This window comes from Stenotrophomonas sp. K-6, assembly GCF_056861555.1.
In genome coordinates this window covers 341751-365254 of record NZ_JBSPUC010000003.1, presented here as the reverse complement: position 1 = coordinate 365254, position 23504 = coordinate 341751, and the positions used below count along the sequence as shown (strand labels likewise).

20 protein-coding genes and 1 tRNA gene are annotated in these 23504 nt (G+C 63.5%); 8 read left to right on the top strand and 13 right to left on the bottom strand.

Annotated elements, in window-relative coordinates:
* Positions 1 to 109 precede the first annotated feature (109 nt).
* Positions 110 to 847, top strand: a complete 738-nt coding sequence (locus AC13F7_RS12010; RefSeq protein ID WP_483000569.1) for a hypothetical protein — start codon at positions 110 to 112, stop codon at positions 845 to 847.
* Positions 848 to 1174: 327 nt separating this feature from the next.
* A complete protein-coding gene (locus AC13F7_RS12005) occupies positions 1175 to 2053 on the top strand; it encodes a DUF6216 family protein (protein ID WP_483000567.1) in 879 nt (292 codons plus the stop codon).
* A gap of 140 nt (positions 2054 to 2193) precedes the next feature.
* On the opposite strand, the gene AC13F7_RS12000 is transcribed toward AC13F7_RS12005, so the two are convergent.
* The 5 genes from AC13F7_RS12000 to AC13F7_RS11980 all read right to left on the bottom strand — a co-directional run bounded on the left by AC13F7_RS12000 (position 2194) and on the right by AC13F7_RS11980 (position 9665).
* Positions 2194 to 3225 carry an ankyrin repeat domain-containing protein gene (locus AC13F7_RS12000; protein WP_483000565.1) on the bottom strand — a complete coding sequence of 344 codons (1032 nt, stop codon included), beginning with the start codon at positions 3223 to 3225 and terminating at the stop codon, positions 2194 to 2196.
* A 101-nt stretch (positions 3226 to 3326) separates the two neighbouring features.
* The gene (locus AC13F7_RS11995) at positions 3327 to 5900 is read right to left on the bottom strand and encodes an AAA family ATPase (RefSeq protein ID WP_483000563.1); all 2574 of its coding nucleotides are present in this window, start codon (positions 5898 to 5900) and stop codon (positions 3327 to 3329) included.
* 1062 nt (positions 5901 to 6962) lie between these two features.
* A complete protein-coding gene (locus AC13F7_RS11990; RefSeq protein WP_483000561.1) occupies positions 6963 to 8423 on the bottom strand; it encodes a DUF6538 domain-containing protein in 1461 nt (486 codons plus the stop codon).
* An 87-nt stretch (positions 8424 to 8510) separates the two neighbouring features.
* Positions 8511 to 8600: transfer RNA gene (locus tag AC13F7_RS11985), tRNA-Ser, on the bottom strand.
* Between the two features lie 72 nt (positions 8601 to 8672).
* On the bottom strand, positions 8673 to 9665 hold the full coding sequence (locus AC13F7_RS11980) for a LysR substrate-binding domain-containing protein (RefSeq protein WP_019184298.1): 993 nt from the start codon (positions 9663 to 9665) through the stop codon (positions 8673 to 8675).
* A 126-nt stretch (positions 9666 to 9791) separates the two neighbouring features.
* Here AC13F7_RS11980 and AC13F7_RS11975 point away from each other — a divergent pair, with 126 nt between their 5' ends.
* Positions 9792 to 10373: an FMN-dependent NADH-azoreductase gene (locus tag AC13F7_RS11975; RefSeq protein ID WP_483000559.1), complete on the top strand. Its 582-nt coding sequence runs from the start codon at positions 9792 to 9794 to the stop codon at positions 10371 to 10373.
* 98 nt (positions 10374 to 10471) lie between these two features.
* Here AC13F7_RS11975 and AC13F7_RS11970 read toward each other — a convergent pair whose 3' ends face one another.
* On the bottom strand, positions 10472 to 11119 hold the full coding sequence (locus tag AC13F7_RS11970; RefSeq protein ID WP_483000557.1) for an OB-fold protein: 648 nt from the start codon (positions 11117 to 11119) through the stop codon (positions 10472 to 10474).
* Between the two features lie 399 nt (positions 11120 to 11518).
* Positions 11519 to 12799 carry a serine--tRNA ligase gene (serS, locus tag AC13F7_RS11965; RefSeq protein ID WP_483000555.1) on the bottom strand — a complete coding sequence of 427 codons (1281 nt, stop codon included), beginning with the start codon at positions 12797 to 12799 and terminating at the stop codon, positions 11519 to 11521.
* 112 nt (positions 12800 to 12911) lie between these two features.
* On the opposite strand from serS, the gene AC13F7_RS11960 reads away from it, so the two are divergent.
* Both AC13F7_RS11960 and AC13F7_RS11955 read left to right on the top strand, forming a co-directional pair.
* Entirely contained in the window at positions 12912 to 13547 is a 636-nt protein-coding gene (locus tag AC13F7_RS11960; protein ID WP_483000553.1) for an energy transducer TonB, read from the top strand.
* A 148-nt stretch (positions 13548 to 13695) separates the two neighbouring features.
* Positions 13696 to 14274 (top strand): energy transducer TonB, encoded by a 579-nt coding sequence (locus AC13F7_RS11955; RefSeq protein WP_483000551.1) that lies wholly within the window; start codon positions 13696 to 13698, stop codon positions 14272 to 14274.
* 72 nt (positions 14275 to 14346) lie between these two features.
* On the opposite strand, the gene aroA is transcribed toward AC13F7_RS11955, so the two are convergent.
* The 4 genes from aroA to AC13F7_RS11935 form a co-directional block, all read right to left on the bottom strand.
* On the bottom strand, positions 14347 to 15660 hold the full coding sequence (aroA, locus tag AC13F7_RS11950) for a 3-phosphoshikimate 1-carboxyvinyltransferase (protein ID WP_483000549.1): 1314 nt from the start codon (positions 15658 to 15660) through the stop codon (positions 14347 to 14349).
* Positions 15661 to 15777: 117 nt separating this feature from the next.
* Positions 15778 to 16974 carry a prephenate dehydratase gene (gene pheA / locus AC13F7_RS11945; RefSeq protein ID WP_481469863.1) on the bottom strand — a complete coding sequence of 399 codons (1197 nt, stop codon included), beginning with the start codon at positions 16972 to 16974 and terminating at the stop codon, positions 15778 to 15780.
* Between the two features lie 51 nt (positions 16975 to 17025).
* Positions 17026 to 18111: a 3-phosphoserine/phosphohydroxythreonine transaminase gene (gene serC, locus AC13F7_RS11940; RefSeq protein ID WP_483000547.1), complete on the bottom strand. Its 1086-nt coding sequence runs from the start codon at positions 18109 to 18111 to the stop codon at positions 17026 to 17028.
* Between the two features lie 136 nt (positions 18112 to 18247).
* A complete protein-coding gene (locus tag AC13F7_RS11935; RefSeq protein ID WP_483000545.1) occupies positions 18248 to 19048 on the bottom strand; it encodes an FHA domain-containing protein in 801 nt (266 codons plus the stop codon).
* 121 nt (positions 19049 to 19169) lie between these two features.
* On the opposite strand from AC13F7_RS11935, the gene AC13F7_RS11930 reads away from it, so the two are divergent.
* The 3 genes from AC13F7_RS11930 to AC13F7_RS11920 all read left to right on the top strand — a co-directional run bounded on the left by AC13F7_RS11930 (position 19170) and on the right by AC13F7_RS11920 (position 21340).
* Positions 19170 to 19445 (top strand): polyhydroxyalkanoic acid system family protein, encoded by a 276-nt coding sequence (locus AC13F7_RS11930; protein WP_123729622.1) that lies wholly within the window; start codon positions 19170 to 19172, stop codon positions 19443 to 19445.
* A gap of 99 nt (positions 19446 to 19544) precedes the next feature.
* Positions 19545 to 20039, top strand: coding sequence for a phasin family protein (locus AC13F7_RS11925; protein ID WP_483000543.1), 495 nt, complete (start codon positions 19545 to 19547; stop codon positions 20037 to 20039).
* Positions 20040 to 20305: 266 nt separating this feature from the next.
* Entirely contained in the window at positions 20306 to 21340 is a 1035-nt protein-coding gene (locus AC13F7_RS11920; RefSeq protein ID WP_483000541.1) for a restriction endonuclease, read from the top strand.
* Between the two features lie 3 nt (positions 21341 to 21343).
* Here AC13F7_RS11920 and hutC read toward each other — a convergent pair whose 3' ends face one another.
* Positions 21344 to 22087 (bottom strand): histidine utilization repressor, encoded by a 744-nt coding sequence (hutC, locus tag AC13F7_RS11915; RefSeq protein WP_483000539.1) that lies wholly within the window; start codon positions 22085 to 22087, stop codon positions 21344 to 21346.
* 12 nt (positions 22088 to 22099) lie between these two features.
* A complete protein-coding gene (locus tag AC13F7_RS11910) occupies positions 22100 to 23476 on the bottom strand; it encodes a formimidoylglutamate deiminase (protein WP_483000537.1) in 1377 nt (458 codons plus the stop codon).
* Between the last annotated feature and the right edge of the window lie 28 nt (positions 23477 to 23504).

The window sequence follows — 23504 nt, the reverse complement described above, 5'->3', positions numbered from 1 at the left end:
ATAGTTGCTCGCATTAGGATGTGGTGCTGATAAGCGCTCCATGTGTAATTGGAAGCGACACGCCGTGAACCTCCCTACTGCTGTTTCCCTATTCCATGGAAGGATGCCAATGAACGCTCCCGCGACACCTGCCGCCAAACCAACCGCCCCCTCTGAGAAGCCAGGCCCCAGTGCATTGATGACACTGGCCACCATTGCCGGCGGCCTGGTGGCATTAGCCACGCTGCTTGGATTTGTTCTTCATGGCTGCGGCCATGTGGCATACAGCACTTACCTCAATGACTGGGGCGTGCAAGAGGGCTTGTTCCCGCAAACAGCGGATTGGAAGGTCGTTCGGGGCTACTACGCCATCGTGCTCCAAGGCAGCCAACTGATCTCTGATATCCCTTGGCTCCTTGTCTTCTACGCGTTCTGTGGCATGACGATAGCCATCTTCGCCGCAAACCTGCCCACCGTTCAACGCACAGCCTTTCACGATTGGTTTGCAGCACGACCATTCTGGGTCCGCGAGCCGGTCAAAGCGATGGTGGGATCCGCCGCCGTGCTCTATGTGGCGCTAACGATGACTTTGATCGGCACACTTCTCGCCCTCATCCCTGGGTGGCTCGGTGAACGGGCCGGGCATCATCAGGCCTTGAAAGAGCGCGAAGCGATCAAAAACGAGGACGGCGCCGAGCTTCCTTCTGCTGAGCTCTGGCGAGACGGAAAGAAGGAGGTCAGCGGCAAGATCATCGCCTCATCTGAGGCGCTGGTTGCCATCTACGACCAAGATCTTGACTTGGTTCGCACGCTCGAACGCACTGGGTTTGAGATCCGAGCAGGGAAAGCGCCACTTACTGGGAAGTGAGCGCACCTGCGTCAGATGGGCCTCAGCACTGTATGAGAGCGAACTACCAGCACTTGTGGCGGTCTAAGTAGTGGCTGGCAGATTTATCTGGCCCTCCAAAATCTCTGACTCCCAACGTCACTCGGCCTCGACGACACGTGTTGAAGGGCTTAGCGGGCAGTTGGCGAACTGCCGGGTAGGCAATGCGACTTGCGGTAGAGCGCCTTCCGTGCCGGCGCACGCGTCGAGAGCTATCATTTCGCACCTCAAGATTTCGCGCCAGCAGTCGCTAACGAGCTACCGCTACTGCATGGACGCACGATGGAAACGACTGCGACTTGGAAAGAGATGTTCACGTTGCTTGAAGCGGCCGTGACATTGCTGGCACTGCCCTGCGCCGCACTCCTTCTCTGCTACATATCGGGAACGCTTCACCCGCTTCGAAATCGACTGATGCGGCTTTTCATCAGCCGCGACGATGTGGAGCACGGCACCATTCGAGGCAGTATTTCTGACCGCTCCGCCGTCGTTTCCTTCGGCATGATCTACGGCATCCATCTGGATACCACGGCCGAAGTCGAGTCAATGATCAAGGGCGCGCAAACGCACGACGTGCCGCTTCACCTCATTGGCGCGGCGGGCAGCGCATTTGATCGTGAGGCATTTGCAGTCAAGCCGCACAAATCGCCTGGAAAGTGGGGAGACGCGATGAGCAGCATCGCGCTCATGATCTTCTACTTGGCGACAGTATGCCTTCTGTTGGGAGCCTTTAGCAGCGAGGTTTTGATCCGAATTAGGGACACCGACACGCTTCTGCGGGTGACCACAAAAGGTGATGAAGGCACTGCTCACGGCATCTTCCGTGACAAGAACCTCACTTTCTCGCAGCAAGAGTGCGCCGCTCTTCCGCAGCCGATTGAGATTGAGCCCTTCGTTGACGACGAAGCACGCTATAACTTGTCGGTGCTTTGCGCGATCTGGACCTTGCCGGTCGAGCGAAAAGAACTCACGGAGTCGCTGCCCGTGCAGCGCACTGCATTCGGTGCAGCCGCATTGGTGACCTTCATGCTCCTGCTGGCGTGCTGGCGCTCGTTGCTCAAACGATTTGCCATCCGAAAGCTAGAGCGCAGGACTGGCCTTGCGCGACCGCCAGTGGCTTCCACCTCACAGCGCCAGTTCGTGCTGCGAGTTGGAAAATTGTTCTATCTACGCTACCGCAAAGAATAGACTCCTTCCCATGGCTCACATACGCAAGAGTAGTTAACCCGAAGCGGCGACCGGGGTCGGTGCGGGCAGTGGACCGCCAAGGCGGAGAACACGGCGCCATGGACACCTAGCCAGCACGGTCATGCAATCCTGGTGAGCTCCTAGATCCGTGCAGGCCGATGCCGCTTCAATGCGGGAACGCTTGTTTGATCACCTAGGTGCTTCCGCGTTTGGGTAGCCTGACGCTCGGCGATGAGCAAGGCAAGGCGCGACTTTCTGTCAGGAAGGTAGAGCGCCCGCTCAGCTTCGGCGTGATCAGCGTGGTCCAACAGTGCAATCGCAGTTTCCCGCTTGCCTCCCTCGATGGCTGCCGCTAGAGCGTGGGAACACACCGACTGACTCACTACCCCAATCAGACGCTCAACAATGCGCGTGTGCCCAGCTCTCGCCGCCTCATAGATGGCCTTGTTGCCGAACCCGCGTGGTGCGCCGGCTTTGGTGATCGCTGGTACTAGCACATTGACCGTATCCAGATGCCCGTTCGTCGCCGCTGCATCCAATCCCGTTGCATAGGTATCGCCCGCATCGGGCAGCTTAGCCTTGAGCAAGATTTTGATGACATCCGTCGCGCCGCGCGCAGCTGCATCGGGCAGGATGCTCATCGCGCAAACGATGGCCGACGAGACGGGAAGAAGGAGCTTCACGATGTTGAGGTGTCCGTGGGTTGCAGCCTCCCAGAGTGCACGGTTGCCATTCGCCTTGGGATCGCTCAGCGGAATGAGAAGCGCAACGATCTCTGCATGTCCCTCCCTTGCAGCGTGAACTAACGCGTTTGAGTCGCTTGCCAAGGGATCAGTGAAAGGAAGAAGCGCTTCTACGGCTTCAACAGATCCACTTCGTGCAGCCCAAGATAGCGCCAACGATTCGTCGGCCCTGGGGTTAGACAGCGGAATTAACTTGCGAAGTATCGACACCTGCGCCCGCGAAGCTGCAACGGCCAGCGGGAAGGCACTTTGCGTCGGCAGGAGCGACGGCAGTAATGCGTCAATGACCTCCTCTTGGTTCGCCTCAACTGCCTCTTGAACGGCCTCCCAAGCCAGTCGAGAACTGATCGGGGACGCAGCCACGATCTTCAATACACGCGCCACGTCACCCGCCTTCACCGCTTCTTCTAACTTCTCCCGCTCTTTCACTGCGCTCAGCCCCTCAAAAAGTCGACGCTAAGGCAGATTCTGGATCAGTCAAGCAATTGGCCAAGAGCGGACAAAAGATCCATCTCTGTGGGACAAGTCATTCAGCCTCCAAAGGAAGCATCAAGCCCACGCAGCGCCTCGACGATACGCCGCAGCGTTGGCTCCTCAAAATCCTCACGATCTTCTTCTTCGTGGGTTCCCTTGTTCAACGACATCCATGCCAATGAGTTTTGACGGGCGTTGACGATGGTTTCCATGTGATCTCGCCTAGTGATCCAGACTCCGTCTAGGGTGCCAGCGCTGACCGCCTTGTTCAGAGCGCCCAGCAGCGACTGAGCAATGTTGCTCAGATCGGTAGGCGCGCCAGGTCGTCGCGTCTTCAATGAAAGCTCGGCAATGTTTGGCGCAGTATCGGCTAACTTCTTCCACGTCTTGGTGACCATGGCTTCGAGCGCCTGTCGACTACACGACAGTGCCGCTCGCGAATCAAAATCAGCGATGTGCGACTCCGCCCGCTCAATGTAGTTGCGTGTTTTGCCCCCTGACACAAACGGGTGATGATCTCCGCGATGGTGTTTCAGAATATAAAGCGGGGCGCCCTTAGTGTGATGGTTGAAGATGTCCTTGATGAACTCAGGGCTATGGCAAGTCACAATGAGCTGCTTTTCCTTCAACGCCGGATGACCAAACAACGTCACACGGATACCTTCTCGATGTTCGTGATCGATGGCGTTGACGGCATCGTCAAGCAGAACTGTCGGGAGATTAAGTTTGATGTTCTTAGCCAACAGGATCGAGAGGCCCAGGCAGCGAAGATGTCCTTCGCTTAAGATCGCCAAAGCGTTGTGGAAGCGCTCTGGCTCGCGTGTAAATGCAATCTCAAGCGGCGCCCCGCCTCTCAACGGAAGACGCAAGGTGTGGATCAAGTCATCTGCGTGGTCATGCGCATTGAAACTATTGTAAAGCTCTACCGTGATCTCGTTGAGATCAGCCATCAGCTGCTCAGGCAGCGCTGCCAGGTAAGCTCTCAACAATGCCAGGAAAGACTCGTAGGCCTCTTTGATTTGCACCTCGACACCGTGCGCTGCTGCCTCTTTTGCCACCTCCACCACCAAGCCGGCGGTCTGAGTTTCAAATGTCGCAACACGCTCCCTAGCTGACGCCACATCTGCGTCGAACTGGCGCTGCTGACCTGCAATTGTTGCCAACAGCGCCCTGGCTGCTTGCAGCCTCTCAGCCTCTGCCTCCAACGCTTGCCGCTCGACCCGCTTTCCGGCCAGACCTTCGTCAACGCGTTTCAGCTCCCGAGCTGCCGCTAGTAATTGACGCCAACTTTGCCCATCGGCGTTTGCCAATAGCTGCTCTACTGGCGCAAGCGTGCCAACATTGGGGAGCTTCGCGATATGTGCGAGCGCTTGACGTAGGCCGATGTCTAGCGCGCCCTGGCCCCTGATGACCTGTCGCTCCAATCGGTCCGCTTTTGCTTCAAGCTGTGAGAGTTCACTGAGTGCCGCCAAGCCAGCCGCTGCCCGACCAAACGGATTCATGGCTACTTGGTCCAGCGGGGTCTCGCACGCCGGGCATCTGTCTGCATATGCGTCTTGGAGCGCAACGACAGAGTGATACAGCTCCCGATACGACACCTCCTGAGCCCGCGTTGCCAGCGCTCTCTGTGTTGCGTCCAGCTCTTGGGTAAGATCGCGATGTTCTCGACGCAAAGCGATCAAGTGCTCAGGACGAATTCCCGTCTCGGCGGCTAAAGGTGTCGCCAGGATCGCGCGGATCTCTTGAAGACGGCCGGGGACCTGGGCAGTTCCAATTCGCGCCTTTAACCCTAGATAGTCAAGACCAAACTCGAAATCGGTGGCCACCTGATCACGCTGTGCATTCAGTGCAGCGTGTGTGGCAGCTTCGGACGCGATCTTGGTGCCGTCGGCCTGGATTGCAACACGTCGCTGCGCCAGGTCAGCTGCCTTGGGAAGAGCAAGATTGAGTTGTCGATCCAGACTCCCACCAAAGCCCGCCACGAAATCATTGAAAGCGGTGAGGCCGAACAATGCCGCCAGCATCGACGTGGCCTCCGCTGGCCTACGCGCCCCTATACGCGCAAATGACTCAATACGGTTGCGCTCGATGATGATGAAGCGATGGCGCTCCTCATCTGGGCGAACTTGGTGCTCCCTTCCGCTGCTTTTAGCAATCAATACAGGCAGCTGGTGGCTACCTTCATGGGCGTTGTCAAAGTAGCGCCGAGCATCTAATGCTCGCTCATCGGCTTCTTCGATGCGACCGAGCAGTGCAAGTTCAAGCGCTTCACAAAGACTGCTCTTACCCGTCCCGTTGGCGCCCAAGACGAGCACCGTTGGATGGTCAAGCTCAAACACCTCTTGGCGGCGGAATCCCCGAAACGGTCCAAGTTGCACCCTGGACAAACGGGTCCATCCCAGCTCTGACTGCACCACCGGCGCTGTCTCTGGTCTTTCGGGAAGCGGGCGCGACAGCGCGGCACGAATAAGGGGCGTAATCATCCGTGACCGCTGTCCGCCCGCATGTGTCGTCCGCCCGATTTGACTTAGGTTGGCTTCAACCACCGAGCAGATCTTTAATACTGCTTCGGTTGGTCGCTGCTCTGCCACCCATTGCTCAAAGCGGTTAAAATCGTTGTAAAGCGCCATCTTGGCTCCCCCTTTCCAGAGGCCAAGAGTAAGGGAAAGCTGGCGCTATCGCTATTCGGGCAGTGCTCTGCACGGCGGAATCGGATGAATTCTGGCTTGCGCACCCATGTTCAAGCATCGGAATTCAAACACTAGGGTCCGGGCGGCGGCAGCGCAGGCTGGCCCTTGATTAGTGATCTATTATGATGTTTCTCAAATGCAAGTCGGGCTGTGCGGTAGACCGCTATACCCGCAGCGTCTAGCTCGCCCATTCTCGGATAGACCTTTGACAAAGCGCACGAGAACCACGCCTCATTGTAATTCAGAACTGCCGTGCGACTCAGGTCGAACATTGTCGGCTTAACTCGACTAGCACGCTTCGCGGAGGCATGGTCATCGGCAGGCGGGATGACGAACTGCCACGCCCCGGCTACCTGCACTTTGCTGGTGCCGTAAGCCACAAAAACCTGCCAAGGATTTACTTTGCGGTTGATCGCCAAGACAAGAGCCGGATGATAATCAAGTCCTGGGCGACTGACGGCTTCTCGATAAGGAAAATAGGAAAGCAGTATGTCGCCAGGCTTGATGATCGTGCTCTGCCACTTTACCGGCGTGAGCGCCGCTGGATCGACTGACCGCCGGGGCTGGCGCATTGATGAGTTATACGTCCGTGTATGCGCCATCCCTCAGAGCGTCTCCCAATCCTTCATATCGACATCCTGATCCACTGCCTCGCCTATCCTCACCAACATTTGATCGGTAGGAAGCCGGGATTTTGAAAGCGAAACGGCGACCTGGCGCTTCAAGACGTTGAGCCTATGAGCGCTAAGAACCTTCGGTGAGCGTGACAGCGCACTCCCACTAGAATCGTTGCGCACAAGCGCAACCAACGGCGGTGACTGCTTGAATTTCACACTCACGGTTCCTCTCCCATCATGGGGCCAATACCCCACCTTAGACCTTAATTAACTCCTTGTCAATTTATCATCATCGTGCTAGGTCCATTTTTTCAGCGTGCGGTTATATGGAAACCAACGCTCGTTCTGGTGCCATATCGGTGTGCCAAGGCACCGAGGTATAGCGCTAAAAGGTATCTTTCGCACCCAAGCGCAACTCGTAGTTCAATGCCGCAAGTCCAGGCGAATGCTTGCCCACTCCGTGCAGCTTTTCCTTCGCAGTGAAGGCACGACTGTAAGTGGCGTGATGTTCATCATCCAACTCATGACCGACGATCTGAGCACGCAATTCAGACGCCACACCGAGTGTTTGCAGCTCTTGGATGAAGGTCTTCCGCAAAGAGTGAAAACCCCGTTTTGCCTTCGGCCACCCCTTGCCGATTGTCGCCAGATGTCGGCTAAACGCTTTGGTGATCCAGTTTCCCTGGCCGTTTAGTGCGTCACCCTTCGCTTGGGGGAACAGGCGTTTGTGCCCTGCCGCTTTGCGCGTTGCAACCCAATCCATGAAGCCCAGTGCCAGGAAATCTGGATGCAGAGGAACGGTCCGAAGACTGACCTCCGTTTTGACTTTTTGGTTCTCGCCCTCGTCCGAAATTCGAATGCAAGGGACCTTTCCTTCCCACACGATGTCTGCAATCAATAGCTGCCCCACTTCCGACGCTCGAGCGCCTGTGTAGAGGCCAATGAGCGACGCCCATCGAGCGTTCTCAGAGAGCTTCTCGAAGTTGCTTGGCGAGAAGATCGTTTGGATCTGATCACGGTCGTACGCCTTGAAGCCGAGCTTGCGCCGAGCGCGTTTCTCCCGCAGCGAGTAGCTCACATGCCCAGTTGCGGGATTGTCGCCTTTTGGGTAGTAGCCGGACGCAATCGCCCAGTCGAAGAAGCCCGCTTTCCCACCTACATAACTCTGCTTGTTCGTCAGCGTAGGCGTGGATGCCCCACCGTCACGAAGATGTTGATACCAACGCGCCAAGTCAGGTCTTGTGACAGTGTGAAGCTTGGACTTGGGTTCTAGAAACGCAACGAGTGACTCTATTGCGGCTTTCTTGATTGTGTAAGTCTTTGGCAACGTGCGCGGCTTGATGCTAGCCAGCCACGCATCGCGCGCCTTCTCCAACGAAATCGTCTCCGTCACTTGCGGACGAGTTTCGCGAACCGGCCTAGGTCCCGGATCAAGGACGCCGATGGCGGCCACCTCTGTCGCCGTTGCAAAGCTTTGGGCTTGGCGAAACAGTCGGACATCGTCGTCGCTGTCGATCTGCCAGCGTTCCGTGATCGTGCCGTCCGCAGCCTGCGTCCGATGAAGCGTCAGATCGCGCCGATCTGCACCGCCACTCAATCGCTCAACAAGCGCTTCCAGATCCTTCTTGCTAAACCGATCCACCCGTCGATCCCTCAACACGTCATACGCGTGAGCATAGCCTGATGCCAAGACGATCGCGCGCAGTCTGGCGGAGGCTAAGTTCGCGGTACGAAGCGTTTGCTTGATGAGCTTACGGCCGATGACGGCCTGCAAGTCGTTCGGCACGCGCTGACGAAACGCGTAAGTGCCGGAAGGAGTGCGGATGAGGTGATGGGGGATGCGCATTTCGGGAGATATGTCCCGATTTGTGTCCCGCCGGCAAACCTAACTATCCAAAATAAGTTCAATCAAATCAATAACTTATATAGATATTGGCGGAGAGAGTGGGATTCGAACCCACGGAAGGAATGACCCTTCGCCGGTTTTCAAGACCGGTGCCTTAAACCGCTCGGCCATCTCTCCGGTGTGCGGTCCGGCGCTTGGCCGGGGCCGCATTCTCGCATGACAGGCCCGGTTTACCCAAGCCCGCGCGGCTCACCCCGCATCCACCGCCAACGCACCCAAGGCACTGGCCTTGATCTTCTCCTTGGCCCGCTCGCACGCCCCACCGCAATCCAGGCGCGAGGCCTCCAACTGCGGCGGCAGGTGCTCGGCCAGGAAGTCGATGAACACGCGCACCGCCGGCAGCAGGCCACGGCGGGAAGCGAACACAGCGTGGCAGATGCCCTGCGGCAGCGACCAGTCCGGCAGCACCACTTCCAGCTCGCCATTGCGCACCGCGTCGGCACAGACGGTCTCCGGCAGCATGGTGATGCCGAAGCCGTCCTTGACCATGCTCTGCAGCAGTGGGAAATCGAAACCGGCCACGCGCGGCTGCAGGTCCACCCGACGCACCGCGCCTTCGGGGCCGTGCAGTTCCCAGCGCTGACGGGCTTCGTCTTCGCTGATGCTCAGGGTGACGTGATTGGTCAGCTCGTCCGGGTCTTTCGGGCGGCCGGCGCGGTCGAGGTACTTGGGGCTGGCCACCAGCAATTCCTGCACCTGGCCGAAGCTGCGCATTACCAGGCTGCCATCGTCATCCAGGCGCGAACGCACGCGCAGGGCGACGTCGTAGCCTTCGTTGATGATGTCCACGCGGCGGTTGCTGATGTTCAGCTGCAGCCGCACCTTGGGGTACTGCGCCAGGAAGATCGGCAGCAGCTTGGGCAGCTGCATCTGCGCCAGCGAGACCGGCACGCTGGCGCGCACGAGGCCCCTTGGCTCGGCGCTGAGGCGATCCACCACCTCACGCGCGGCCTGGGCCTCGGCGAGCATGGTCTGCGCGTGGCGATGCACGCTGGTGCCGACGTCGGTCACCGCGAAGCGGCGCGTGGAGCGCTGCAGCAGGCGGACGCCCAGGTCGGTTTCCAGCTGGCTGATGCGGCGGCTCAGGCGGGATTTGGGGATGCCGAGCGCGCGTTCTGCTGCGGCGAAGCCACCATGATCCACCACCATGGCGAAGTAGTAGAGGTCGTTGAGGTCTTGCATACCGAAGTTCCAGATATAGAACAATACGTGGTATTCAACCACCTTTATTCCAATCAAGCAACAACCTAACCTGTTCTTCGTCGGCGGCGCCTTGCCCCGCCCCTCCCCAGATAACAGGTGATTGCCATGAAGCTTCTTCACATCGATGCCAGCGTGCTTGGCGACAACTCGGTCTCCCGCCAGCTCTCCGCCGCCGTGGTCCAGCAGTGGCGCGACCAGGTGCCGGGCCTGGAAGTGAGCTACCGCGACCTCGACGCCCAGCCCGTGGCCCATCTGCGGAGCTCGTCCCTGGCCCAGTCCGACCCGGCCGAAGTGGCCGACGCCGAGCAGGTGCTGGAACAGTTCCTGGCCGCGGACGTGGTGGTCATCGGCTCCCCAATGTACAACTTCAGCGTCGCCTCCACCCTCAAGGCGTGGATTGACCGCCTGGCCGTGGCCGGGCGCACCTTCAAGTACACCGAGAATGGCCCGGTGGGCCTGGCCGGCGGCAAGCGCGTGATCGTGGCCAGCAGCCGCGGCGGCCTGCATACCGGCGCACCGACCGACTTCCAGGATCCGTACCTGCGCCAGGTGTTCGCCTTCTTTGGCATCGACAACGTCGAGTTCGTGCGCGCCGAGGGCATTGCCTATTCGCCGCAGCACCGCACCGACGCGATTGCGCAGGCCCTGGCTTCCCTCCCGCAGCCGGAAGCACTCGCTGCGGCCTGAGCCGCCGCAACCCACACCGTTCCCTCCCCCTCGTCGTGACGGTGTGGATGTGGCACGGATGGCCCCGTTCGGGGCCATCTTTTTTTCAACGGCCCGCCTTACTGAAGCTCACAGTCCCGCGTGACCGGTGAGCCCAGCATCATGCCATTGCCCGTGCAGGCCACAATCACGGCGTCGCCCTTGCTGAGTCCTGCCGCCTCATCTTTGGAGAGGCCGGAAATCATCACCTGCTCGATGGGTCCGGCTTTCAGGTGGACCTGCGGTAGATCCAGCAGATCCGTCTGGATCATCGCCACTTCGCCGGCGATCAGCAGTGGCTTGCCCTTGTAGAGGACGTCCGCCGCGACCTCATTGGCCTGATAGTCCAGATACAGCTGGCGCGCCGCAACTTCCACGGCAGCGGCCTGCGCTGTAGCCGTTTCGGTTGCGCTGTCCGGGTCGGCACGGATCTCGGCAGATGGCTGGCTCATCGCTCCGATGGCGCCCGCGAAGACCACGCCCCCCACGAAGTACACCAGCGGCGACACGATCAACGACAGCAGAAGCTGGAAAATTCCCTTGCCTGCGCCTCCCTTGGCCATCGCAACGACCGCCAGAATGAAGGCCACCAGATTGAGTGGCCAGCCAACCACGATGCCCAGCCCAGGGAACGGGATCAGGAAGCACAACCAGGCGATGCCCAGCATCAGCCATGCGGCGATTCCGGCGGGATTGGAGGATGGGAGGGGTGCGGCCGCTTTGTTCACGGGGCGTCCTGTAGGAAGTGGATATCAGCGCTCAGCCTGTCTGCTCCGTGGCGCCGGAAATGGGCGCCGATCACATCTCATCCTGCCGACCCTGCCGCTCGCCTGACCCGTGCTGGCGCCATGCCGCGTCGTCCACGCGGCGGTTGTTGGAGATCGCGTCGCGCTACGCGTCACGACTGGTCACTTCGCCTACATCGCATCGCTGAAATATCCGACATGCGTGAGCGCTTTCCGGGAAGCCATTCAACTGACGCGTTCAGCCCTACGGCGTTCGATGCATGGCCGGTAAGCTGGACCCTTTGTAGACGGATACATCCGCATGGGCGCCGATGACGCCCCGGGTGCCAACAAAAAACCCGCCTTTCGGCGGGTTCTTCTTCATGCGGTCACAGCGCTGGATCAACCGATGGTCTCAACGCCACCCATGTACGGCTTCAGCACGTCCGGCACGGTAATGCTGCCGTCGGCGTTCTGGTAGTTCTCCATCACCGCGATCATTGCGCGGCCGACCGCCACGCCGGAACCGTTGAGCGTGTGCAGCAGCTCGGGCTTGCTGGTTTCCGGGTTGCGCCAGCGGGCCTGCATGCGGCGCGCCTGGAAATCACCGCAGTTCGAGCACGAGGAAATCTCGCGGTAGGTGTCCTGCGAGGGTAGCCACACTTCCAGGTCGTAGGTCTTGATGGCCGAGAAGCCCATGTCGCCGGTGCACAGCAGCACCTTGCGGTACGGCAGGCCGAGCTTTTCCAGCACGACTTCCGCACAGCGGGTCATGCGCTGGTGTTCTCCGTCGCTCTGCGCCGGGGTGCATGCGGCGACCAGTTCCACCTTCTCGAACTGGTGCTGGCGGATCATGCCGCGCACGTCCCGACCACCGCTGCCGGCTTCGGCACGGAAGCACAGCGAATGGGCGGTCATGCGCAGGGGCAGCTGCTCGGCATCGATGATCTCATCGCGCACGATGTTGGTCAGCGGCACTTCCGAAGTCGGGATCAGGTAGCGCGTGGACTCGCCCACAGCGGTCTTGAACAGATCGTCCTCGAACTTCGGCAGCTGGCTGGTACCGCGCAGCGACTCGGCATTGACCAGCGCCGGCACATTGGTTTCTTCATAGCCATGCTCGCCGGTGTGCAGGTCGAGCATGAACTGCGCCAGCGCACGGTGCAGGCGCGCGATCGGGCCACGCAGCACGGTGAAGCGCGAGCCGGACAGCTTGGCGGCGGTCTCACCATCCAGCCAGCGGTTGCGGGCGCCCAGCTCGACGTGGTCAAGCACCGGGAAATCGAACGCGCGCGGGGTGCCCCAGCGCTTCTGCTCGACATTCTCCGACTCGTCCTTGCCGGCCGGCACATCCTCGGCGGGCAGGTTCGGAATGCCCAGCGCGATCGCTTCGATCTTCTCGCGCAGCTCATCCAAGGCCACTTCCGAGGCCTTCAGCTCATCGGCGAACGCGGCCACTTCGGCCATGATCGCCGAGACGTCTTCGCCCTTGGCTTTGGCCTGGCCGATGGCCTTGGAACGGCTGTTGCGCAGGCTCTGCAGCTCCTGCGTGCGCACCTGGATGCGCTTGCGATCGGCTTCCAGCGACTCCAGCCCGGAGACATCCAGCTCGAAACCGCGCGAGGAGCGCAGGCGTTCGGCAAGGTCGGCGGGCTGTTGGCGGAGCAGGGCTGGATCGAGCATGGCGGCAGAGGGGTCTACGGATTCGGAGGGGGATTATCGCCTGTTATGCGTTTTTCTGCCGCCGGTTCATCCCGGGCGTGGCAGAATCGCGGTGATCCATACGGTATGCCCCATGTCTGCTTCCCGCTCGACTTCTGGCAAGAACATCACCTTCCACCTGCCCCGCCGCAGCCTCGTGATCGCCGCGATCGCCTTCGGCGTCGGCCTGCTGCTGTTCCTGGTGGTGTGGCTGAGCAGCCGCAACAACGAGTTCTACAAGGCCGACCCGGCCGCGCAGACCCCTGCCCAGGTGGCCGAGGTGGTGCCGCTGCCCGAGCCGCTGGCCGCTGCTGCCGGCTCCAGCGACATGCCTGATGCCAAGGCCCCGCCGGCCAATGAAGAGAAGCCGCAGCTGGTGGAGACGGCCCCGCCGCCACCGCCGGCCGCCCCTGCTGCGCCCGTTGCACCGGCGGCCCCCACGGCGATGGCGCCTACCGACCGCCCGCAGCCGATCGCCGACCAGTCGCCGCCGCCGAGCTACCCGCCGGCCGCATTGCGCCGCGGGGACCGCGGCACGGTGGTGGTGCGCGTGGATGTGGACGCCACTGGCTATCCCTCGGCCGTGACGCTGATCCAGCGCAGCGGTTCACGCGACCTCGACCGGGCGGCCTCCGATGCAGTGCGGCGCTGGCGCTTCCAGCCGGCGCAGAACAACGGCGTACCGGTGCCTGGCAGCCTGGAAGTCCCGTTCGACTTCACTCCCCAGTAAGCGTTCGCCGCCGAGGGCGGCGATTTGGCAACGGCTCAGCAAACTGAACCCCGATGGGAATGCAGTCGTCGCGTTGACGTTGCGCTGACACATCCACAACCGCGCACGGGCAAGACTGCGGGTGTCACATCGACACCAGGAGTCAGCCATGAGTGTTACCCATGCCCCGGACATGCCCCGCTCGCCGCAGCATCAGCGCGACGTGAGCGATGAACCCCACCATCGCCGCACGTCGCCCTGGTTGTGGGTGGCCTTGATCGTGGCGATGTTCGCCGCCGCACTGGTGTGGCTGCGTTATGCCACCCCGGGCGATACGAATGACGCGCCAGTGGGCCAGCGCATGCTGCCGGCCGCCGAAACCGCCCCCGTTGCTACCGCGCCTGCCCCGGCAGCGCGCCAGGCGGCACCAGTCGCTCAGCAGCGCAAGGCGACCCCGGCGGTGCGCAACCGTGAGGCCCGCCCGCTGGCGAGCAACGCCAAGCCGGCCTACCCGCGCACTGCGCTGCGCAGCGGTGTGCAGGGCAGCGTGGTGGCCAGCCTCAACGTGGACACCCGTGGCCAGGTGACCGACGCCAGCATCGTGCAGCGCACCGGTACGCGTGACCGCGATCTGGATCGCGCCGTGCTGACCACCGTGCGCGACTGGAAGTTCGAGCCGGCCATGAACAATGGCCGTGCCGTCGCCAGCGTGGTGCGCGTACCGGTGGATTTCCGTACCGAGCGCTAAGGTGATGCGCTGAGGCGGGAACGAAAAGGGAGGCCACTGGCCTCCCTTTTTTTGCGCCACGCGAGAAATGCGTCAGCCAGCGCGAAGCCCGAAGCCCGCACCGGTCGCCAGGCCATCGAAGTCCGGGAACGAGGTCGCCACGTTGGCGATGTCGTTGACCCGCACCTCGCCGCTGCTGAGCTGGCCGGCAATCGCGAAAGCCATCGCGATGCGGTGATCGCCGTGACTCTCGATGGTGCCGCTGCCCAGCACGGCGCCGCCGTGGATCGTGGCGCCATCATCGGTTTCATCCACCTGCACGCCCAAGGCCCGCAGACCGGTCGCCATTGCGGCCAGACGATCCGATTCCTTGACCCGCAGTTCGGCCGCACCGCGCACCACCGTGTTGCCCTGCGCTGCTGCCGCCGCGACGAACAACGCCGGGAACTCATCGATCATGTCCGGCACCAGCGCTTCGGGAATTTCAGCACCGTGCAGCGGTGCGTAGCGCACCACCAGATCGGCCACCGCTTCCCCGCCCTGCTCGGCATGGTTCTCTTCGGTGATGTCCGCGCCCATCAGCCGCAGCGCCGCCAGCAGGCCGGTACGGCGCGGGTTGAGGCCCACCGCGCGCAGGCGCAGCTCGGAACCTGGAATCACGCTCGCCGCCACCAGGAAGAACGCCGCCGAGGAGAAATCGGCCGGCACCACGATATCGGTCGGGCGCAGGCGCTGGCCACCGCGCAGGCGCGCCTTGCCTGGCGAAAAATCGATCTCCACGCCGAACGCGCGCAGCATGCGCTCGCTGTAATCGCGGGTGGGGTGCGGCTCGGTAACGGAGGTTTCGCCCTCGGCATACAGGCCGGCCAACAGCACGGCGGATTTGACCTGTGCGCTGGCCACCGGCGAGGCGAACGTGATGCCGTGCAGCGCCCGGCCGCCATGCACGCGCAGCGGCGGCGTGCCATCGGCCTCGGTATCGATCTTCGCGCCCATCTCGGCCAGTGGCCCGGTCACGCGACGCATCGGGCGGCGCGACAGCGATTCATCGCCGACCATCACCGAATCGAACGGCTGCGCAGCCAGCAGACCGGCCAGCAGGCGCATGCCGGTGCCCGCATTGCCGCAGTCCAGCGGAGCGCTCGGCGCCTTCAGGCCATCCACGCCGACGCCGTGCACGATGCGCTGCGAGGGCGACGGCGTTTCAATGCGCACGCCCATCTGCGAGAAAATCGCGGCGGTGGCGCGGGTGTCTTCGCCTTCCAGGAAGCCATCGATGCGCGACACGCCATCGGCCAGCGCGGCAAACATCACCGAGCGGTGCGAGACGGACTTGTCGCCGGGAATGGTCAGGCTGCCCTGCAGGGGCTGGCCCTTGTGGGCGATCCAGTACGGAGAAGCGGTCATCGGAAATCCTTTGAGGCAGGCCGCCACGGCGGCGATGCAACGGTGTGCGGGAGGGGCCGCGGCGCCCACACAGGCGCCGGGCCGGGCGTAGCGCGCGAGGCGGCTACGCCGATCGGATCAGGGCACGGCGACCGGATAGGAGCCGAGGATCTTGATCTGCGCCGAGTGGGCTTTCAGTTCGGCCAGCGCCGCCTGCATCGCCTCGTCCTCGACATGGCCGGCCAGATCGATGAAGAAGCCGTACTCCCACTTGGCGTTGTGCGAGGGGCGCGACTCGATCCGGTTCATGCTGATGCCGTGCCGCGCGAACGGGCTGAGCACATCGAACAGTGCACCGGGCTTGTCGTGGATGAACACCAGCACCGAGGTGCGGTCATGGCCGGAGGTCGGGAAGATGTTGCGGCCGATCACCAGGAAGCGCGTGGTGTTGTCCGCATCGTTCTGGATCGGCTTGGTCACTACCTTCTTCAGGCCGTACACATGCCCCGCACTTTCGCCACCGATCGCGGCAGCGTCATCGGCATTGCGCGCGCGGCGCGCACCTTCGGCATTGCTGGAGACCGGCACCTTCTCGGCTTTGGGCAGGTTGGCGCGCAGCCACGAGGAGGTCTGCATGAACGACTGCGGGTGGCCATAGACACGCTCGACATCTTCCAGCCGGCCACTGCGCGACATCAGGTACTGCTGCACGCGCAGTTCCACTTCGCCACAGATCTTCAGGTTGGAGGTCAGGAACATGTCCAGCGTGATCTGGATGGTGCCCTGCCCCGAGTTCTCCACCGGCACCACGCCGAAATCAGCGTTGCCCGCTTCCACTTCCTGGAAGACTTCTTCGATGCTGGCCAGCGGCAGCCCCAGCGCCGAGCGCCCGAAATGCTTGAGCACGGCCTGCTGGCTGAAGGTGCCTTCCGGACCGAGGTAGCCGATCTTCAACGGCTCCTGCTGGGCCAGGCAGGCCGACATGATTTCGCGGTAGACGTGGACCAGCACTTCATCGCTGAGCGGGCCCTCGTTGCGGTCCACCACCATGCGCAGCACCTGCGCTTCGCGCTCGGGGCGGTAGTAATCCACGGCGGCAGCGAGCTTGCCCTTGGCCTTGCCGACCTGGTGGGCGAAGTTCGCGCGCTCGGCGATCAGCGCCTGGATGCTGCGGTCGATATGGTCGATCTTGGCGCGCACGTCCGACAGCACGGGCGCGGCAACCGCCGGCGCGGCATCGCGCTTGGCGGCCTTGGCCTTCTTCGCGGGGGCAGCCGCCTTGGGCGGGGTCGGTGCCGGCTTGGCAGCCTTGGGCTTGGCGGGTTTGGTGGCCATCTGGGTTCCAATTGCAGTGGGGCGGCGAGCGCCCCGGGAAAAACGAATTCTTCAGCCGTTGCGTTGCTGGAAATCGCGCATGAAGGCGGCCAGCGCCTGCGCGCCCTCCACCGGCATGGCGTTGTACAGCGAGGCGCGGATGCCGCCGACCGCCTTGTGGCCCTTCAGCGCCAGCAGGCCGGCCGCCTTGGATTCACTGACAAAACGCGCATTGAGCGTGTCGTCGGGCAGGAAGAACGGGATGTTCATGCGCGAGCGTGCGGCCGGCACGACCTCATTGCGGTAGAAGCCGCCGGACTGGTCGATCGCCCCGTAGATCAGGCCCGACTTGACTGCGTTGCGGCGCGCGAATTCCTCCACGCCGCCTTCGGCCAGCATCCACTGGAACACCAGGCCGGCCAGGTACCAGTTCCAGGTGGGCGGGGTGTTGAGCATGGAATCGCGGGCAACGTGCGAGCGGTAATCGAAGATGTCCGCGCGCGGCTGGCCACTGCGCTCGAGCAGGTCGCGGCGCACGATCACCACCGACACACCGACCGGGCCGAGGTTCTTCTGCGCGCCGGCATAGATCACGCCGTACCTGCTGACATCCAGCGGCTCGCTGGCGATCGAGGAGCTGAAATCGGCGAACAGCGGCACAGCGCCCACGTCCGGGGTGTCACGGAACTCGACCCCGTGGATGGTTTCGTTGGCGGTGATGTGCACGTAGGCCGCGTCATCGGAGAGCTGCCAACCGTCGCGCGCCGGGATGTCGTGGAAGCTGTTGGCCTCGCTGCTGGCGGCGACGTTGACCGTGACGTACGGGCTGACCTGCTTGATCGCGGTCTTGCCCCAGTGGCCGGTGACCACGTAATCCACGGTCTGGCCGGGCTGGGCGAAGTTGAGTGCGAGCAGGGCCTGCTGGGTGGTTGCGCCACCGGCCAGGAACAGCACCGCATAGTCGTCCGGGATGCCGATCAGGCGCCGCAGATCGGCGTCGGCCTGGGCGGCAACGGCCATGAACTCCGGGCCGCGATGGCTCATTTCGACAATGGAGGCGCCCGCGCCGTTCCACTCCAACATCTCTTCCTGCGCCTGGCGCAGGACCGATTCCGGCAACGTTGCAGGGCCGGCACTGAAATTGAACGCGCGCGTCATGTCACACCTATGGGGCAAGACCCCTAGTATGCCGCAGCGCACCAGCCTTTAGGCCTTGCAGGACAAGGCGAATTTGGTTGCAAACGAATCTAATGGCCCACGCGGGACGTGCCTGGTTGCCGGCCAGCGGCCGGCACTACCTCGCCCCGAACCAGAGCAGCCCGCTGAGCGCTGCGGCCAGCAGCAACGCACTGGCCAGCAGCCACGGCCAGCGGCTCACCCGCTTGGGCACGGCGACCGGTTCCGGACGCTGACGCGCCTCGAAGCCGTCGTCCTCTTCTTCAACCACGATGCGCTTGCGGCCATCGTGCGGGACTTCGAGCACAAAGCGGTGCTGCGCATCGAAGACCAGCTGATCGCCCGGCTGCAGCCAGCAATGGCGAACGGTGACGCCATTGACCCGCGTCGACTCGCCGGCGCCCAGGTCGCGCAGCAGCAGGCGCTCCCCGTGCTGCTCCAGGCGGGCATGCTGTTCGGCGAAGGCAGGGTCGTCGATGACGATGTCCGCGTCCGGTCCCCGCCCGATCACGCGCGGCCGATCCAGCGTGAAGCTGCGCCCGTGGTGCTGGCCGCCGACCCCGCGCAACAGCCGCTGGTCGTCGCCGCCATCATCGCTGCGCGGCGGCGCATGGACGACGGCCTCGCAACCGCCCTGCACCACCATCTCCACGCCATCGGCGTAGACCGCGTCACCGGCGCGCAGCAGTGCCATCCGGCGCACCGGGCGGCCGTTGACGTGGATGCCGCGGATGCCGTTGGCGACCTGCAGCCACAGGCCACGGTCGTCCAGGCAGAACTGAGCCAGCAGCAAGGTGCCGGGCGTGTCATCGCCAAGCCGGACAGTGCCCGAAGCATGACGCACGATGCGCTGCACCCCGGGCCGCAGCGGCTGGTCGGGATGTTGGCGTTGAGTAAAGTGAACTAGCAGGTTCTGCACGCGGCGCAGCCTAGCAGGTTGAATGTCAGGGAAGAAGAAGTGTGACGCAGACCTTGGAGTTGTGCCTGAGGATGCGCACAATGCACGCCCATATCCGCGCCGTTGTCCGCCAGGAGGCTGTATGTCCACCATCGATATCCGTCACGCCCACACCCTGCCCGCCGAAAATGCGCGCAAAGCCATCGAGGAAGTCGCCGCCAAACTGTCCGAACGTTTCGGCCTGGAGTCCAACTGGGTGGGCGATGTGCTGAACTTCAACGGTTCGGGCGTGGATGGCGCGATCGCCCTGCAGCCGGGCCAGGTGCAGGTCACCGCCAAGCTTGGCTTCCTGCTCTCTGCCATGAAAGGCATGGTGGAAAGCGAGATCCAGCGGGTGCTCAAGGAAAAGCTCGGCTGAACCGACGCTCGGCCTGGCGCCGCACGGGCGCCGGCCATCACATCGCTTGAAGCCGGCGATGCATACGATCCAAGGGTGTCCACCCACAGGGATCGCCCCATGAATTCACCCAACGACTTCGACGATCGCATCCCGGGCGAGAAGCCCTCGCTGCAGGATCAGGCCGAGCGCTTCTCGCGCAAGCTGACCGATTCGGCCCAGCAGATCTGGCTGGCGGGCCTGGGCGCCTTCGGGCGTGCGCAGGCCGAAGGCAGCCGTGTTTTCGACAACCTGGTCAAGGAAGGCGAGAACATCGAGGCCCGCAACCGCGAACAGACGGACGACACGCCGCGCTGGCGCGACAATGTCGAGGAGCACCTCGGCGAGGCCCGCGAAAAGGCCAGCGGCACCTGGGACAAGGTCGAGAAGGCCTTCGATGATCGGGTCCAGGGCGTACTCAAGCGCCTGCACATTCCGACCGCCGAGGACGTCGCCGCGCTCAATGCCCGGATCGACGCGCTCAACACCCGGGTCAACCGGGCCGAGGCCCGCAATGCCTCGCCGTCGGGTGCGCCGTCCCCAGGCACCCACCAGTCGCCGACCTCCGACGCCTGACCTGACTGTCGATTGTTGCAAAGCAGCACAACTTTGTTGACAATCGAAACCGACCCGCCAATCGCTTCCACCGCCGTTTGTTCCCTCCCCTCACGGCTCTGGATTGGCGGGTTTTTTGTGGGCGCTCGATCCGAGGATCGCCACAAAGTGCGACGGCCGTCACCGACGTGATCACCGGCCCCCTCCCAGTGCGAAAACGACGCGCCGCAGACGTGCAAAGGCGCATATAAACTGTCTATCGCACTTCCCTGTTCATATCCCCCTGCATGCTCTCCTGGATTCTGGCCCTGCTGTTGGCCCTCATCGTGTGGTTGTTGGCCACGGCCTACTTCTGGCTGATCAAACGGAAGCAGAAGGAGACCCAGCTTGGCCTGACTGCTTTGGCGGGCATGCACTGGCGCGAGTTTTCGATGATCGTGCGGCGCGCGATGCACGAGCAGCGTGGGCTGCAGGACGTGGCCGACGAGGCTGCCGACCGCGGTGAACCTCGCAGCGATTTCCTGATGCACGATGGCCCGCAACGCTGGCTGCTGTCCTGCAAGCATGGCCGTGCCTACCGGATCGGCACGGCGGCGGTGAACGAGCTGGGCGCCGCCGCGCGCCTGGCCGGTGCCCGCGGCGGCATCCTGATCACCGAAGGCAAGGTCGAGCGCGATGGCCGCATCGCCGCTGAAAAACAGGGCGTCGAGGTGCTGGATGGTCCGCTGCTGTGGCCGCTGCTCAAACCCTACCTGCCCGGCGACATGGAAGCCCGTGTCGAGGATGGCGCGCGTGGCGAGGCGATCCGCCGCATCTCGATCGCGGCGCTGGGCGCGGCGACGCTGGGCCTGATGGTGGGCTTGGGCTCATTGACCGCCGGGCTGGAGAAAGACGGGTCCGACGACGAAACCGCGGTGGCCGCACCTGCCGCCGCTCCATCAGCCGCGGGGGATGCCCCCGCAACGGTCGGCACACAGCCCCCTGCTGCAGCGACGTCCGCCCCGACAGGCCCGGGCAGCACGGAAAACCGCGCCGCCGATGCTGTCCCGTCTGCGATGGAAGCGAACCCGGACAACGCGACGCTGGACCGGTATCAGCAGGAACTCTCCCGCAAGGTCGCGACCCGTCCCGGGGTGGCCAGTGGCATCTGGCTGACCCGCCAGACGCTGGCGATCAACCGCACCGGTGAGATCGAGACGATCTGGCCGCTGATCTGCGAAGAAGTGACCCGCTACCCCGCGCTGCGCACGGTCCGCATCCAGCTCAACCCGCGCCCCGGCGTGGATGAGCCGGTCCGCTGGCGGCAGTGCACCACGCTGTAAGGCTCAGCGCGCGCCCGGCGAGAAACGGGCAACCAGATCGTAGGCATCGCCCAGGAACATCTGCCGCACGCAGGTGATCGGCTGCTCCCCGCGCCAGGTGAGGCGGTCGATGACCAGGCACGCCGTGCCGGGTTTGACCTGCAGCAGCGTCGCTGCCGCCTCATCGGCGCCCCAGGCGCTGATCCGGTGCTGGGCGCGCGTCCACGAGACGTTCTGCAGCAGCCAGCTGCCCGGCGCCGTGGTCTCGAAATCCACCTCCAGCACCTCCGGCACACCGACCGGGCTGATCAGGCGGTGCTCCAGCGCCAACGGCCGCCCATCGGCCAGATGCAGGCAGCGGATCGCCAGCAGCTTCTCACTGCCGGACAGCGCCGTTTCTTCGGCCACGTGCTCACGCGGCAGCCGGTACGCGCGCTCCAGCAACTGGTAGCCATACACATGGCCACGCGCCTGCACCGCCATGGCGATGTCGGGAATCTCCAGCGCCACCTGTTCCAGGTGCGGCGGCTGGCGCGCGACGAACGAGCCCGCACGCCGGCGGCGTTCGATCATGCCGCTCTCGGCCAGTGCAGTCAGCACCTTGTTCACGGTCATCCGCGAGCAGCCGTACTGCTCCATCAGTTCGTGTTCGTAGGGGATGCGGAAGCCAGGCTCCCACTGTCCACTGAGGATGCGGCTTTCCAGATCAGCACGGATGCGCTGATTGAGGGTTGCTGCTTTCTTGCCCGTCACTCTGGATTCCTGCATGGGAGGGTCGGATCAGACCCTCAACAACGGTCGAAGTGCCGCGGCGAACCGTGCGGCCACCGCCTCGCGTTGCGGGTGGCGACCATCACGGACCAACTGGCGCCCTTGGCGCCACACCGATCGCACGGCGCCATTACGTGCGGCGAATACCCAGCTGTCAAGCAAGGCATCGCCATCGCGGGCGATCAGCGCCGGGTGGTCCGGATCGAGCTCGACCAGATCCGCCGGTGCGCCGGCCCGCAGGCCGGTGGCCACGCCCAAGGCCTGCGCGGCACCGCTCAACGACTGTTCGTACAGCCAGCGGCCGGTGGATTGACCATCGCCCGGGGCCAGCACATTGCGGCCGCGCAGTTGCAGGCGCTGGCCGTACTCGAGCAGGCGCAGCTCTTCGGCCGCGTCGATCAGCACGTTGGAATCCGAGCCGACCCCGAACCGTCCGCCGGCACGGGCGAAGGCCTGCATCGGGAACAGGCCGTCGCCCAGGTTCGCCTCGGTGATCGGGCACAGCCCCGCCACCGCATGGCTGGCCACGATCTGCTGCATCTCCGCCTCGGTGATATGGGTGGCGTGCACCAGGCACCAGCGCGCATCCACCGGCGCGTGTTCGTACAGCCACTGCACCGGGCGCATCCCGCTCCAGGCGATGCAGGCATCGACCTCGCGGGTCTGCTCGGCGATGTGGATGTGGACCGGCCCGGTGTTGAGCGGCAGCAGCGCCGACAGTTCCTCGCCGGTCACCGCGCGCAGGCTGTGCGGGGCAAAGCCGAGCACCGCATCGTCCTGGTCCTGCAGCGCGCGCGTGCAGCCCTGCAGCAGCTCGGCAAAGCCGTCGACGTCGTGGATCAGGCGGCGCTGGGCCGGGTTCGGTGCGGCGCCGCCGAAATCGGCATGCGCATAGAACACCGGCAGCAGGGTCAGCCCGATCCCGCTGGAGCGCGCCGCGGCGGCGATGCGCTCGGCGATTTCGGCACGATCGGCGTACGGCACGCCGTCCGGACCATGGTGCAGGTAGTGGAACTCGCCGACCCGGGTGAAGCCGGATTCCAGCATTTCCACATAGGCCTGCTCGGCAATCGCCTGCATCGCCTCGGGCCGCAGATGCGCCAGGAAGCGGTACATCAGCTCGCGCCAGCTCCAGAAGCTGTCGCCGCTGTTGCCGCCGATCTCGGTCAGCCCGGCCATGCCGCGCTGGAACGCGTGGCTGTGCAGGTTGCCCAGACCGGGCAGCACGATCGCCAGTGCGGTATCGCCCGGCTCAGCCGACACACCTTCGGTCACCTCGAGGAGCGTGCCGCCCTGGCTGAGGATGCGCACATCGCGCGCCCAGCCATGCGGCAGCAGTGCATGGGCGGCATGGAAACGAAGGATCGGTGCGGGGTTGGCTGGCATCACTGGACATCCCGGAAGAGGCGCCTAT

Excerpts from the sequence above, each read along its gene's own strand:
- AC13F7_RS12010 (WP_483000569.1), top strand. The coding sequence starts at position 110 with ATGAACGCTCCCGCGACACCTGCCGCCAAACCAACCGCCCCCTCTGAG.
- AC13F7_RS12005 (WP_483000567.1), top strand. The coding sequence starts at position 1,175 with ATGTTCACGTTGCTTGAAGCGGCCGTGACATTGCTGGCACTGCCCTGC.
- AC13F7_RS11995 (WP_483000563.1), bottom strand. The coding sequence starts at position 5,900 with ATGGCGCTTTACAACGATTTTAACCGCTTTGAGCAATGGGTGGCAGAG.
- AC13F7_RS11990 (WP_483000561.1), bottom strand. The coding sequence starts at position 8,423 with ATGCGCATCCCCCATCACCTCATCCGCACTCCTTCCGGCACTTACGCG.
- AC13F7_RS11980 (WP_019184298.1), bottom strand. The coding sequence starts at position 9,665 with ATGCAAGACCTCAACGACCTCTACTACTTCGCCATGGTGGTGGATCAT.
- AC13F7_RS11975 (WP_483000559.1), top strand. The coding sequence starts at position 9,792 with ATGAAGCTTCTTCACATCGATGCCAGCGTGCTTGGCGACAACTCGGTC.
- serS (WP_483000555.1), bottom strand. The coding sequence starts at position 12,799 with ATGCTCGATCCAGCCCTGCTCCGCCAACAGCCCGCCGACCTTGCCGAA.
- AC13F7_RS11960 (WP_483000553.1), top strand. The coding sequence starts at position 12,912 with ATGTCTGCTTCCCGCTCGACTTCTGGCAAGAACATCACCTTCCACCTG.
- AC13F7_RS11955 (WP_483000551.1), top strand. The coding sequence starts at position 13,696 with ATGAGTGTTACCCATGCCCCGGACATGCCCCGCTCGCCGCAGCATCAG.
- aroA (WP_483000549.1), bottom strand. The coding sequence starts at position 15,660 with ATGACCGCTTCTCCGTACTGGATCGCCCACAAGGGCCAGCCCCTGCAG.
- pheA (WP_481469863.1), bottom strand. The coding sequence starts at position 16,974 with ATGGCCACCAAACCCGCCAAGCCCAAGGCTGCCAAGCCGGCACCGACC.
- serC (WP_483000547.1), bottom strand. The coding sequence starts at position 18,111 with ATGACGCGCGCGTTCAATTTCAGTGCCGGCCCTGCAACGTTGCCGGAA.
- AC13F7_RS11930 (WP_123729622.1), top strand. The coding sequence starts at position 19,170 with ATGTCCACCATCGATATCCGTCACGCCCACACCCTGCCCGCCGAAAAT.
- AC13F7_RS11925 (WP_483000543.1), top strand. The coding sequence starts at position 19,545 with ATGAATTCACCCAACGACTTCGACGATCGCATCCCGGGCGAGAAGCCC.
- AC13F7_RS11920 (WP_483000541.1), top strand. The coding sequence starts at position 20,306 with ATGCTCTCCTGGATTCTGGCCCTGCTGTTGGCCCTCATCGTGTGGTTG.
- hutC (WP_483000539.1), bottom strand. The coding sequence starts at position 22,087 with ATGCAGGAATCCAGAGTGACGGGCAAGAAAGCAGCAACCCTCAATCAG.
- AC13F7_RS11910 (WP_483000537.1), bottom strand. The coding sequence starts at position 23,476 with ATGCCAGCCAACCCCGCACCGATCCTTCGTTTCCATGCCGCCCATGCA.